The organism is Prochlorococcus sp. MIT 1314 (assembly GCF_034093315.1).
Classification (GTDB): Bacteria; Cyanobacteriota; Cyanobacteriia; order PCC-6307; family Cyanobiaceae; genus Prochlorococcus_A; species Prochlorococcus_A marinus_Y.
In genome coordinates, this window is the sequence record NZ_CP139300.1 from 1,168,759 (window position 1) to 1,181,467 (window position 12,709).

Genomic DNA, 12,709 nt, shown 5'->3' on the forward strand with positions numbered 1-12,709 from the left:
ACCTATATAAAAAAATGCTTTATTAGATATATCTAAAGTTACTAATTGATATGGCAAAAGTTTGGAGTAAAAGATTTGATAATTCACTTAACCCTTTTATTGAAAAGTTTAATGCGTCAATAGATTTTGATAGAAAGCTTATTTTGGAAGATTTAGATTGTTCGATTGCTCATGCAAAAATGCTTGGTAAAACAGAAGTTTTATCCTCTTCTGAAACTTTTCAGATTATTAATGGTTTAGAGGCAATAAAAGTTGAGTTTTTGGAGGGTAAATTTATTCCTAGTCTGCCTTCCGAAGATATTCACTATTGTATTGAAGAAAAACTAATTAGTTTAATCGGTGAAACTGGCAAAAAATTACATACAGGTAGAAGTAGAAACGATCAAGTCGGAACAGATATAAGATTGTGGCTAAGAAAAGAGATCGATAATCTTGATGTTTTAATAACTGATTTGCAAAAATCCTTTTTTAATCTTGCGAAATCTAATATCTATACCTTAATTCCTGGATATACCCATATGCAAAGAGCGCAACCATTATCTTTAGCTCATCATTTATTGGCTTATTTAGAAATGTTCCAAAGAGATCGCGAAAGATTTAAACAAGTAAGATCAAGAGTCAATATTTCTCCATTAGGAGCTGCAGCATTAGCTGGTACAAAAATAAAAATAGATAGGAACTTTACAGCTGCGGAATTGGGTTTTGACGGTATTTATAGGAATAGTATTGATGCAGTTAGCGATAGGGATTTTTGTATAGAGTTTGTTTCTTCATCTGCTTTAGCAATGTCTCATTTGAGTAAAATCTCTGAGGAAATAATTTTATGGGTAACTGATGAATTTTCTTTTGCAAAATTAACAGATAAATGTGCTACGGGCAGCAGTTTAATGCCTCAGAAAAAAAATCCAGATGTTCCAGAATTGATAAGAGGAAAAACGGGAAGAGTATATGGCCACCTTCAAGCATTGTTAACCATGGTCAAAGGGGTACCCCTTGCATATAATAAGGATTTTCAGGAGGATAAAGAGCCAATATTTGATACAGCAAAAACCTTATCTTCTTGCATCAAAGCAATGACTATATTAATTGATGAGGGCATAGAATTTAATATTAAGAATTTATCTGATTCCGTAGAAAATGATTTTTCTAATGCTACCGACTTGGCAGATTATTTGGTTGGTAAAAAGGTTCCCTTTAGGACTGCTTATAATGTTGTCGGTGAAATTGTTAAGTATTGCTCAGAAAGAAAAATGTTATTTAAAAACCTTAAAATTGAGGAATTTAAAAATTTTCATCCCGAATTTCATGATGATGTTTTTGTTGAGCTTCAACCTCATAATGTCGTTAAGTCAAGAAAAAGTGAGGGTGGAACAGGTTTTGCCCAAGTTGAAAAGGAGGTAAATATTTGGCAAAAAAAATTGTCACTCTGAATCTCAAGTATTTTTCTACAACAATGGTATAAATTGAAGTAGAATAGAAGTTAATATTATAAAACTGCTTATTGTGGTTTTTTTAATAAGGTAAATTTTTTTTTTTGAGTTTAAAGTGAGTATTTTTGTTGGCAATTTGCCTTTCCGCGCAGAGCGTGAAGATGTTTTACAGTTGTTTGCCCCTTTTGGTGAGGTCTTAAATTGTTCTCTTCCTCTTGAAAGAGATACTGGAAGAAAAAGAGGATTCGCCTTTGTTGAGATGGCTGATGAAGCAATAGAGTTAACAGCTATTGATGGCTTGCAAGGCACAGAGCTTATGGGTAGGCCATTAAGAATTAATAAGGCGGAGCCAAGAGGATCTGGTGGATCTCGTAGAGGAGGAAGAGGCGGCTATGGCGGTGGTAATAATGGTGGCGGCTATAGTGGCGGTGGCGGCTATGGCGGTGGTAATAATGGTGGAGGCTATGGCGGTGGTGGCTATGGTGGCGGCTATGGCGGTGGTGGCTATGGCGGTGGCTATGGCGGTGGTGGCTATGGCGGTGGTAATAATGGTGGCGGTAATTCTGAACCTAATTCGTCTTACACTAATAAATCCTCTGGAGCAGAAGGATGGGAAGATAGAAGTTATGGAAATTCTTCTGAAAACTCTGACTACGAAAGTGGCAGAATTAGGAGAAAAAGGGGGGTTTCCAATGAGGGTAATATTTCAAATGAAGATGATTAGTAACCCATCTCTTTAAGCCTAGAAGTTAATTTAAAAAGATATTCAATATCTAATTCCTTTTTTATAGATTTAATTGAAATTTGGTTTCTCCAAATTTTTGCTTTTGGTTTACCTTCGACTAAATTTATAAGATGTTTACAAATATCCCAAGATTTTCCTCCATTAGTTAAATGCTTTTCTATGTATGGAATTAAAGAGAAGATAATATCTGAAGCAAATTTTGGTTTTGTATTTCTTCCATAAACTTTTTGATCAATTTCAGACCATCTTAAAGGATGTTTGTAGACTGCTCTTCCAATCATTACACCATCAAAATCATTAAGGGCTTTTAATGATTGATCGATATTTGTGAACCCCCCATTGATTTCTATTAATAATTCTGGATTTAATTTTTTTAATTTTTTAACTACATCGTACTTAAGCGGGGGAATAGTTCTGTTTTGTTTTGGATTTAGACCTTTTGTAATGGCTTTTCTTGCATGAACTGTAAATCTGTCTGCACCAGCATTAGCAATATTTCTTACGAAATTATTTAAATTTATAAAACTATCATCTTCGTCTACACCGATTCTGTGTTTAATAGTCACCGGTAAGCTGCAGTTATTTTTTAGGGTTTCTATGCATTTTGCTACTTTTGCATGGTCTTTCATAAGTGAAGCGCCAAAATTTCCAGAACATACTCTTGGACTTGGACAGCCAACATTAAAGTTTATTTCGTCATAACCCCAATCTTGTGCCATTTGGGCAGCTTCTTTAAGAATTTCAGGATTATCTCCACCAAATTGAATCGATATCGGGTGTTCTTCATTATTAAAATCTAAAAAGTTTTCTTTTTTATTCGAATAAACTAAGCTTTGGGCCACAATCATTTCTGTATACAAAAGAGCTTCAGTACTTATTTTTCTCATTATCATTCTGAAATGTTTATCAGTACAATCCATCATTGGAGCAATACTTAATTTATGAATATTTTTAATAGAATTAGTATGATCAGAACTCATTATCTTTTATGTGATTTAAATATATGAATCAATTTCTATCAAGAAGAACTTTTATTTTAATTCCTACTATGTCAATTTTAAAAATAATCTTTAAGCCTATGCAAGTATTAGCTTCTTCGCTTGCTTCTAAAGAGGCGTGGAATTTATCAAAAGATGAATGGAAATCTAGGCTAAGTCCAGAATCCTATTATATTTTGAGGGAGGAAGGAACTGAAAGAGCTTTTACTAGCGAATTAAATAATGAGAAAAGAAAAGGGGTTTTTCACTGCGCAGGATGTGATTTGCCACTTTTTCTTTCAGATAAAAAGTATGATAGTGGCACTGGATGGCCAAGTTTTTGGGATTCAATTGCAGGCTCAGTTGAAACAAAGGTTGATTTCAAGTTAATTGTTCCAAGAACTGAATATCATTGTTCTAGGTGCGGAGGTCATCAAGGACATGTCTTTAATGATGGACCACAACCCACCGGCAAACGGTATTGTAATAATGGCCTAGCATTAAATTTTGTTCCAGAGTAAAAATTTGTGCGGCCTTCCGCAACTTGTTTTGTGCATCACTTTAATGGAGAATAGTTTTATTAAATTTTTAGAAAAATGATTGAGAATCAATCAGACAATGTTGATAACAAAGAAAATGATGTATCTAGTCAGGAAAATGCACCTGAAGATACTTCATCTTCAGAAGATCAAATTATTGAAAACGACGAATCATCTTTTCAAGAAAAAGAAGTGATAAATACTGAAGAATTAAAAAATACTATTTCGAATAATGATGCAAGGTTAGAACAGTTAGAAAAAGAGCATGAAACATTAAAAAATCAATATGTAAGAATTTCGGCAGATTTTGATAATTTTAGAAAAAGACAGTCTAGAGATCAGGATGATTTAAAAATTCAACTTGTTTCTAAGTCTTTAACTGCAATACTACCTATTGTTGATAATTTTGAGAGAGCAAGACAGCAACTGAAACCTGAAAGTGAAGAAGCTCAAGCTCTTCATAGAAGTTATCAAGGATTATACAAACAATTAGTAGAAGTCTTAAAACAACAGGGGGTTGCGCCTATGAGAGTTGTTGGTCAGCAATTTGATCCAAATTTACATGAAGCTGTATTAAGAGAGCCTAGTGAAGAGTTTAAAGAAGATTGCATTGTAGAGGAACTGCAGCGAGGATATCAATTAGAAGGTAAGGTCTTGAGACATGCGTTGGTTAAAGTTTCTATGGGGCCTGGCAAACAAAATTCACAAGAGGAAGTAGAAAAGGATACAGTTGAAAGGGATATTGATTCAGAGGAAAATACTTCTGAAGATGAATAAATTCCAAATCTTTAATTGAGCATTATCTAATGGCTGATTTTTACCAAATACTTGGAGTTTCAAGAGATGCTGATGCGGACACCTTAAAAAGGGCTTACAGAAAATTAGCAAGACAATATCACCCTGATGTTAATAAAGAACCTGGTGCTGAAGATAAATTTAAAGAAATTGGCAAGGCTTATGAAGCATTAGCCGATCCTGAAACTAGAGCTAGATATGATCAGTTTGGAGAGGCTGGCCTTGGAGGTGCAGCTGGAATGCCTGATATGGGTGATATGGGAGGATTTGCAGATTTATTTGAAACCTTTTTTAATGGCTTTGGCGGACAAACTCCACAGGGCGGAAGAACTCAAAGAAGAGGTCCTCAACAAGGAGATGATTTAAGATATGATCTTAATGTTGATTTTAAAGATGCAATATTTGGTCAACAAAAAGAAATTACAATTCCTCATCTTGAGACATGTGAAGTCTGTAGGGGAACAGGTGCCAAACCAGGAACAGGACCAAAAACTTGCCCAACTTGTGGAGGAAGTGGACAAGTTAGAAGAGCCACCAGAACTCCATTTGGTAATTTCACACAAGTAGCTGAATGTCCTTCATGTAATGCAACTGGTCAAATAATCTCAGATCCATGTGCAAGTTGCGGAGGTAATGGAGTAAAGCAAGTCAGAAAAAAATTACGAATTAATATCCCTGCAGGAGTTGATACTGGTACTAAATTAAGAGTTTCTGGAGAAGGAAATGTTGGTTTGAAAGGAGGCCCGCCTGGAGATCTTTATGTTTTTATCAAGGTCAAGAAGGATTCAAAATTAAAAAGAGATGGTGTGACTATTTACTCAGAAATAACGGTGAGTTATTTACAGGCTATTTTAGGAGACACTGTTGAAATTATTACAGTTGATGGAAAAGTTAATTTAAAAATTCCAATTGGTACTCAACCTAATACAACTCTTTCACTTGAGAATAAAGGTGTACCTAGACTTGGTAATCCAGTTGCTAGAGGGAATCATGAAGTTCTAGTAAAGGTAAAATTGCCAACTCGAATAACTGACGAAGAACGCAAGCTTTTAGAGGGTTTGGCTTCTCAATATTCAGATAAAAATATTAATTCCAGTACTGGACTTTTTAGTAAATTATTTGGTAAAGAATCCTAATGACTTCATTAAAGTATTTGGATCTTAAATCGGTTCCATGTCCTTTAAATGTCGTCAAAATTAAATTGGCTTTAGAAAAGTTATCCAAAAATGAAAAACTTATAGTTGAACTAGATAAGGGTGAACCAGAAGAAATGGTATTAAACAATTTAAAAGAGATGGGATGTTTGTTTAAACAAATCAAAGAAAATGAAAAATTTATAAAAATAAAAATATTGAATGAAAACTAATAGTAAACATTTAGGTTTAGTTACGAAAAAATTTAATGATTTTTTTTTAGTTGACTTAGAAAATAAAGAAAACTTTGGAAATAGTGAGAGATTTTTATGTAAGGTTAGGAAGTCTATAAATTTCAAAGATCAACTAATTTATGTTGGAGACAAAGTAGTAATTGACAATATTGATTTAAAAAGCAAACGCGCAATAATAACAAGTCTAAAAAAAAGAAAAAATTTATTAGCTAGACCATCAGTTGCAAATATTTCTAACATATACGTTATTTGTTCTGTCGAAGAGCCAGAATTAAATTTATCTCAAGTTAATAGGTTTTTGATATCAGCAGAATCTATTGGAGTTGAAGTATCTTTAGTTTTAACAAAGTGTGATTTAATTACAGATAAAAAAAAATCTTTTTTACTTGATAAATTTGGGAAATGGGGTTACCAAGCAATTACTTTAAATTTACAGAAATCTGATTACTTTAAAAATTTTTTAGCTGAGTTAAAGCAAAAAAAGTGTTCGATATTTATGGGTCCATCAGGTGTTGGTAAAACTACTTTGCTTAATATGATAATTCCGGACATTCAAAATAATACTGCCCCAGTTTCAAAGAAAATTAAGAGAGGGAAAAACACTACTAGAAATGTTGAATTATTTGCTCTTTCAAATAAAAGTTACATTGTTGATACCCCTGGCTTTAATATGCAAGCTCTAGAAGTTGATATTAGAACGTTACCAAATCTTTATTTGGAAATATATAAACAAGTAATTGATGAAGGAATTAAGTGCAAATTTCGTAACTGCTTACATTTGAATGATGAGGGGTGTAATTTAAACAAATCTTTTGAAAGATATTCTTTTTATAAAGAAATGATGGAGTCTTCTAAGAATCACTATTCTCAAAACCAGGAAGATTGAGATTTAATCCGCCAGTCAAATCATTCATTCTTTCTTTCATGGTTGTAGTAGATAATTCATGAGCTTTTTGAATGGCTTGTAATATGTTTTGCTCTATTTTTTCTTTATCTGAGTTGAAAATATTTTCTTGGACTTCAACCTTTAAAGGAAGTTGGTTGCCACTTATCCATACTTTTACCATTTCATCATCACTTTTACCTTCAATCTCCATATTTTCAAGTTCATCTTGTAATTTTTGGGCATCTTGCTGAATTTGTTTAGCTTTTTTAAAAGCTTCTGTAAGTTGTCCAAAGTTAGGAAGTCCAAAACCAGCCATTTTGTAAAAAAGTTTCTTTAATTAGGATAGTCAAAACCAATCATTCTTACTTCCGGTTGCAGATAAATTCCTTTGTTTTGTAGTACTTTTTGTTGAATTAAAGTTATTAATTCAAAAATATCTTTTGAACTTGCTGAAGAATTATTAATTATAAAGTTTGCGTGCATTTTAGAAATTTCTGCACCGCCAATTTTCAATCCCTTTAAACCCATATCATCTATTAATTTTGCTGCATAATTATCTTTAGGATTTTTAAAAACACTACCAAAACTTGGCAAATTATATGGCTGTGTTTCTGTTTTTAATTTAAGGTTATTTCTTGTTGTTTCGAGTAATTTTTTGAGATTTCCATTTGGTTTAAAATGTAGTTTTGCACTGAGAATTGCCAGATTATTACCTTGAAAAGAGCTAAATCTATAATCAAAATTGATATCTTTTTTTTTAATTTCAAGTTTTTCAAGAGTTTTATTATTAATAACTTTCACAGAAATAAGATTTTTTTCTAGTGATAAATTCCCTGTACCAGCATTCATATAAAGTGCTCCTCCCAAAGTTCCTGGGATTCCGACAGCCCATTCTCCCCCTTGTAATTTATTTTTAGCGAGAGAATTAGATAATGTTGGGAGCATTACTCCTGCTTCTGCATTAACAACTCCTGAATATGGATCTATTCTTAAAGACTGCATTTTTTTTGTACATATAACTAAACCTTTTATGAAAATATTATTTATTAAAAGATTTGAACCAGCGCCAATTATTTGGCATCTATGATTGTTTAAATTTGACCACTTTATTAAATTAGACAATTCGTAAATACTTTTTGGTTCGGCAAAATATTCGGCGATCCCACCAACTTTTATAGTTGTATATCGACTTAGATTGAAGTTCTCAGAAAGAATTTTTTTATTCATAAATTAATCAAAGTTTTTTGTAATTAAATTTGACCAAAAATTATGACAATCACCGGCTCCCATATTTAAAATTAAATCACCTTTTTGAGTTAATTTGTAAAAATTCTTTGCAATTTGATGATAATTATTTATGTAACTAACATTTTTATTTTGTTTATAAATAAGGTCAGTGATAATTTTTGAATTAATTTTATCTTCGTTTTTTTCTCCTGCTCCATAAATATTAGTAACATAAATAACATCTGCTTTTGATAATTCTTCAGCAAATTCTTTAGCAAAATGCTTAACTCTAGAATATCTGTGAGGTTGGAATATGGCTATCAATCTACTTTGTTGAGCTTCATTATTAATATTTTCTTTAATAAATAATCTTCCTAATTTAATAGTTGCTTTTATTTCGTTTGGGTGATGTGCATAATCATCATATAAATTTCTTTCATCTATTTGGCCTCTGAATTCAAATCTTTTTTTGGGTAGTTTTAGAAATTTAATATTTTTTTTAATTTCTATAAAATCTATACCCATCATTCTTGAAGCTGCTATTGATGCAGTGATATTCGATAAATTGTGTAATCCAGGAATTGGGATATTTAAACTACTAATAAAAGCTCCATTTTCATAATATTCCCCAATCGTATGACTTTTATTAATCACAGTCGGGATTATGGCATAAGATACGTTCCGTGGATTAGTGTTTGACCACATATTTTTAGAATAAAAATTATTTCTTGTTATTTCACAATCAAAATTAAGTAATAATTTTTTAGAATTTGAAGCGAAATTTTTAAAAGAAGATAAAACTTCATTTAAATCAGAAAAATGATCGCAATGATCAAAATCAATATTATTAATTATTCCAAGATCAGATTTATATTTGCTTATTGTCCCATCAGATTCATCAATTTCCGCTACTAAGAATTTTGTATTTTCTAGATGGCAATTAGAGTTGTAAATAGGGATTATGCCGCCAGTTATTGAAGAAGAATTATGCGTACATAAATCAAGAAGTGTCGAAAGAAATGTACTTGTTGATGTTTTTCCATGGCTCCCTGCTACGGCTAATGAAGTGTAAGACTGCATTAAAATTGCAAGGATCTCTGAACGATGTTTTAAGGTTAAATTTTTTTCCCTGCAGTATGATAGTTCTGCATTTTCTGGCTTGATTGCTGAGCTTACAACAAAATTAATCAATTTGGTCTTAAATTTCGAATTGATAAATTCAATATTTTGTTGAAGTTGAGAACTAAAAATAACTGCTCCTAAATCCTCTAATTTTTTAGTTTCGTTGTTTTTAACTAAATCAGACCCTGATACGGAATAGCCTTTCTTGAGTAAAGCCATTGCAAGAGCTGACATTCCAATGCCTCCAATCCCTATAAAGTGGAAATGATCTTTTAGTATAAATTCTTTATTCAATTTTCATATTTTCCTTAAATCAAAATAGCTTCTTGGAAAAAATTTGCTATTTTTTCTTAAAAAAAAGATAATTTTTTGTACTGAATTAATACAAAAAATACTTATTTGCTTAATAAATCAAAAAATACTTACGTTATTGCAAAAAATTCAGTATGATCAGCAACTTAGGTTAATCATTTAGAAATTTTCAGTTATGACTTTGCGTGTTGCTATTAATGGATTTGGCAGAATTGGTCGAAACTTTATGCGTTGTTGGCTTAGTAGAGGTGCTTACACCAATATTGAGGTTGTTGGAATTAACGTGACTTCCGATCCTAAAACCAACGCCCACTTACTTAAATATGATTCAGTATTAGGTCAGCTCGATGGAGTTGATATTCAATATACTGATGACACTTTTGTAATAAATAACAAAACAATAAAGTGTTTTTCTGATAGAAATATAATGAATCTTCCATGGAAAGATTGGGGAGTTGATTTGGTCATCGAGTCAACTGGTGTTTTTAATACAGATGTTGCTGCAAGTAAACATTTAGAAGTAGGAGCTAAGAAAGTTATTCTTACTGCCCCTGGTAAAGGTGCTGGTGTTGGTACCTATGTAGTTGGAGTTAATGCTGATACTTATAAACATAAAGATTATGATATTTTGAGTAATGCAAGTTGTACTACTAACTGTTTAGCTCCGGTAGTTAAAGTTTTAGATCAAACTTTTGGTATTAATAAAGGTTTGATGACTACAATTCATAGTTATACTGGTGATCAAAGGATTTTAGATAATAGTCATAGAGACTTAAGGAGAGCTAGAGCAGCAGCAACAAATATTGTTCCTACTTCAACAGGTGCTGCAAAAGCAGTCGCTTTGGTTTACCCAGAAATGAAAGGGAAACTAACTGGTATTGCAATGAGAGTGCCTACGCCTAATGTTTCGGCAGTTGATTTGGTTTTTGAATCTTCGAAAGCTGTCACAAGTGAGGATGTCAATAATGTTCTTAAAGAAGCTTCTTTAAATTCAATGAAGGGAATTATTAAGTATGGTGATGAACCATTAGTTTCAAGTGATTATGCAGGTACTAATGAATCATCAATTGTAGATAGTGATCTTACTATGTGTATTGGTGATAATCTTGTAAAAGTTCTTGCATGGTATGACAATGAGTGGGGTTATAGCCAGAGGGTTGTAGATTTAGCAGAGATTGTTGCTAAAAATTGGGAATAATCAAAAGTGTTTAAAAGGTGTATTTTTCAATAATTTATTTTTCTTATGATCTTTAAATTCTATTGAAGGTTCACCTTTTGTAAAAAATCCAATCTCGTTAATATTTTTATCTAGTTTTGTCATCTTCTTTGCCCATTCTTCCGGCAATGAGAAAATTAATTCATAATCTTCACCTCCAAAAAAATAATATTCATCCCATTTATCTCCTTGAGGCCAATCTTTATCTTTTGGTATTTTCTCGTAATCAATAATTGCTTTACAGTTGCTGGCAATTGTTAGATCTTGTATAGCTTGAAAAAGACCATCACTACTATCGGTACATCCTATTGTTGTTAATTTTTTATTGGAGCGACTTTTAAGCAGATTTTTTAGAAAATTTGTGTTAACTTTTGGTCTACAAAAATGTTCAATTGACCTGTTTATTAATCTCTCATTTAGACAAATATCATTATCAAAATTAATTTTACTTTTTATCATGAATCCTAGTCTGCTAAGACCATGAATTCCGGTAGTTAAGATAATCTCACCTGCTTTACATGCGGTTCTTCTTAATTCAAGTTCACCTTGCATACCTATGGCTGTAATTGAGATAATTCTTTCATTCCCTATTGAGCAATCTCCTCCAAGAATTATCCCACCATATTTTTTTAAAGCTTTATTTATTCCTTTATACAACTCTTCAACCCAAACCCACTCAGTTTTAGCAGGTAGAATAAGACTTATTGTAATACCTATATTTTTCTTGCTACCACTGGATAATAAGTCAGATATGTTACTGACAACAGCTTTCCATCCAAGGTCTCGAGCGCTAATAGTAATGTCATTGAAATGAACATTTTCTACTAGTGAATCATTATTTACAAGCAAGTTATTATTTTTAGTGCTGATTAAAGCACAATCATCTAAAACTTGATTTTTAGGCATAAATTTCCCAAGCCTATTTATTAATTCTTTTTCGCCTAAATCTTCTAATAATTCTTTACGCATTTAATTTGAGGTTTTCAATCCCTTCTAAAACATCAATGGACTCAATTATGTCATCTTTGTTTAGTTCTTCTAATACATCAAAACCATCTACAACATAGCCAAAGGCTGCATTCCTTCCATCAATTAAATTGCGACCTGCTGGATTGAGTTCAGCTTCGTATAAAAAGAAGAAAAATTGTGATGAGCCATCATCAACTGCAGTATTTGAGTGCGACCACCCCAGAGTTCCAAGGGTTGCGAAAGGTAATGTTGGTGTTTCTGTATAAAGACCTAAATCTTCAAAAGTTTGATTATAAAAAGTATCTTTTTCATCAGGAATTCTTATTTCGAGAGGAACGTGACGTTCTTTATTTGTGTCAGGATCTACATAACCAATTTCTTCGCCAATTGGATCACCTGTTTGAAGAACAAAAAATTCTTCTGCTCTGTTAATCGGTAAATCTTTATAGAATTTTTTTGAAGATAAATCTATAAATGCTCCTGCTGTAAGGGGAGCGTTATATCCATCTATAATAGCTTTCATGTCTCCTTTAGAAGTCTTTATATTTACTGTTGCTCTGCCAAGTAGTCTGGGTAGATCATTAAATTCTTCTGGAATAGAGTAAGGAAATTGATTTGGCAGAAAATATTCTTCTAATCCACCTATTTTATCTAAAGCCTCTTTTCGGGTAGCTACAAATGAGTACTTATCTTTCGATTGAGTATGTTCTTGAAGGCTATCAAAATTTTCTTTGAGCTCTAAAAATGTTTTTTCAGCAATTTTTTGTTTGTTATTTGGTATTTGTTGAATAATTCGATTTTGGTATTTTTTTAGTAAAGATTGACATTTTGTAACAGTTTTCGTAAGAGCGGGCCATCTTCCTCCCCTTACAAGGTCACTTGTTTCCTCCAATTTGTGTTGAATTTCTTGTAGCTCAACTTGCTTTATGGGGAGAGCGTTTCTGAGGATTACGTTAGGGTCTTTCACCGCATTGCCAGTAGGTAAATCAGCTAAAACTTGAATTGGTTTAAACAGAAAAAACTGTAAAATTATGATTGAAAGAGTTAAGAAAAGTTTGTTCTGATTTGATAAGAATTTTTGCATAGCACTCTTGCAGGTTTATG

Annotated in this window: 14 protein-coding genes; 8 read left to right on the forward strand and 6 right to left on the reverse strand. The window is 32.1% G+C overall.

Annotated elements, in window-relative coordinates:
* The first annotated feature begins 50 nt into the window (after positions 1-50).
* Both argH and SOI86_RS06640 read left to right on the forward strand, forming a co-directional pair.
* On the forward strand, positions 51-1,430 hold the full coding sequence (gene argH, locus SOI86_RS06635) for an argininosuccinate lyase (RefSeq protein WP_320681051.1): 1,380 nt from the start codon (positions 51-53) through the stop codon (positions 1,428-1,430).
* A gap of 115 nt (positions 1,431-1,545) precedes the next feature.
* Positions 1,546-2,154, forward strand: coding sequence for an RNA-binding protein (locus SOI86_RS06640; protein WP_320681052.1), 609 nt, complete (start codon positions 1,546-1,548; stop codon positions 2,152-2,154).
* Here the strand turns inward: SOI86_RS06640 and dusA are convergent.
* Positions 2,151-3,155, reverse strand: coding sequence for a tRNA dihydrouridine(20/20a) synthase DusA (gene dusA / locus SOI86_RS06645; protein ID WP_320681053.1), 1,005 nt, complete (start codon positions 3,153-3,155; stop codon positions 2,151-2,153). The genes SOI86_RS06640 and dusA overlap by 4 nt on opposite strands.
* A gap of 23 nt (positions 3,156-3,178) precedes the next feature.
* Between dusA and msrB the strand changes: the two genes are divergently transcribed.
* The 5 genes from msrB to rsgA all read left to right on the forward strand — a co-directional run bounded on the left by msrB (position 3,179) and on the right by rsgA (position 6,759).
* Positions 3,179-3,673, forward strand: a complete 495-nt coding sequence (gene msrB / locus SOI86_RS06650; protein WP_320681054.1) for a peptide-methionine (R)-S-oxide reductase MsrB — start codon at positions 3,179-3,181, stop codon at positions 3,671-3,673.
* Positions 3,674-3,748: 75 nt separating this feature from the next.
* Positions 3,749-4,468 (forward strand): nucleotide exchange factor GrpE, encoded by a 720-nt coding sequence (grpE, locus tag SOI86_RS06655; RefSeq protein ID WP_320681055.1) that lies wholly within the window; start codon positions 3,749-3,751, stop codon positions 4,466-4,468.
* Positions 4,469-4,497: 29 nt separating this feature from the next.
* On the forward strand, positions 4,498-5,622 hold the full coding sequence (dnaJ, locus tag SOI86_RS06660) for a molecular chaperone DnaJ (RefSeq protein ID WP_320681056.1): 1,125 nt from the start codon (positions 4,498-4,500) through the stop codon (positions 5,620-5,622).
* Complete coding sequence (locus SOI86_RS06665) at positions 5,622-5,852, forward strand: sulfurtransferase TusA family protein (protein ID WP_320681057.1); 231 nt, start codon at positions 5,622-5,624, stop codon at positions 5,850-5,852. Before dnaJ ends, SOI86_RS06665 begins: the two co-directional genes overlap by 1 nt.
* The gene (rsgA, locus tag SOI86_RS06670) at positions 5,842-6,759 is read left to right on the forward strand and encodes a ribosome small subunit-dependent GTPase A (protein WP_320681058.1); all 918 of its coding nucleotides are present in this window, start codon (positions 5,842-5,844) and stop codon (positions 6,757-6,759) included. The genes SOI86_RS06665 and rsgA overlap by 11 nt, the downstream gene beginning before the upstream one ends.
* On the opposite strand, the gene SOI86_RS06675 is transcribed toward rsgA, so the two are convergent.
* From SOI86_RS06675 to murC, 3 genes are read right to left on the reverse strand one after another with little or no spacing between them, the layout of a single operon-like run.
* Positions 6,725-7,075: a YbaB/EbfC family nucleoid-associated protein gene (locus SOI86_RS06675; RefSeq protein WP_320681059.1), complete on the reverse strand. Its 351-nt coding sequence runs from the start codon at positions 7,073-7,075 to the stop codon at positions 6,725-6,727. The two genes, rsgA and SOI86_RS06675, sit on opposite strands and share 35 nt — an antisense overlap.
* A gap of 17 nt (positions 7,076-7,092) precedes the next feature.
* Positions 7,093-7,986 carry a UDP-N-acetylmuramate dehydrogenase gene (gene murB / locus SOI86_RS06680; protein WP_320681060.1) on the reverse strand — a complete coding sequence of 298 codons (894 nt, stop codon included), beginning with the start codon at positions 7,984-7,986 and terminating at the stop codon, positions 7,093-7,095.
* A gap of 3 nt (positions 7,987-7,989) precedes the next feature.
* On the reverse strand, positions 7,990-9,402 hold the full coding sequence (murC, locus tag SOI86_RS06685; protein WP_320681061.1) for a UDP-N-acetylmuramate--L-alanine ligase: 1,413 nt from the start codon (positions 9,400-9,402) through the stop codon (positions 7,990-7,992).
* A gap of 193 nt (positions 9,403-9,595) precedes the next feature.
* Between murC and gap the strand changes: the two genes are divergently transcribed.
* On the forward strand, positions 9,596-10,618 hold the full coding sequence (gene gap / locus SOI86_RS06690; protein ID WP_320681062.1) for a type I glyceraldehyde-3-phosphate dehydrogenase: 1,023 nt from the start codon (positions 9,596-9,598) through the stop codon (positions 10,616-10,618).
* Here gap and SOI86_RS06695 read toward each other — a convergent pair whose 3' ends face one another.
* Together SOI86_RS06695 and SOI86_RS06700 are read right to left on the reverse strand one after the other, a co-directional pair.
* Complete coding sequence (locus SOI86_RS06695; protein ID WP_320681063.1) at positions 10,619-11,605, reverse strand: thiamine-phosphate kinase; 987 nt, start codon at positions 11,603-11,605, stop codon at positions 10,619-10,621.
* Positions 11,598-12,689: a peptidylprolyl isomerase gene (locus SOI86_RS06700; RefSeq protein ID WP_320681064.1), complete on the reverse strand. Its 1,092-nt coding sequence runs from the start codon at positions 12,687-12,689 to the stop codon at positions 11,598-11,600. Before SOI86_RS06700 ends, SOI86_RS06695 begins: the two co-directional genes overlap by 8 nt.
* Between the last annotated feature and the right edge of the window lie 20 nt (positions 12,690-12,709).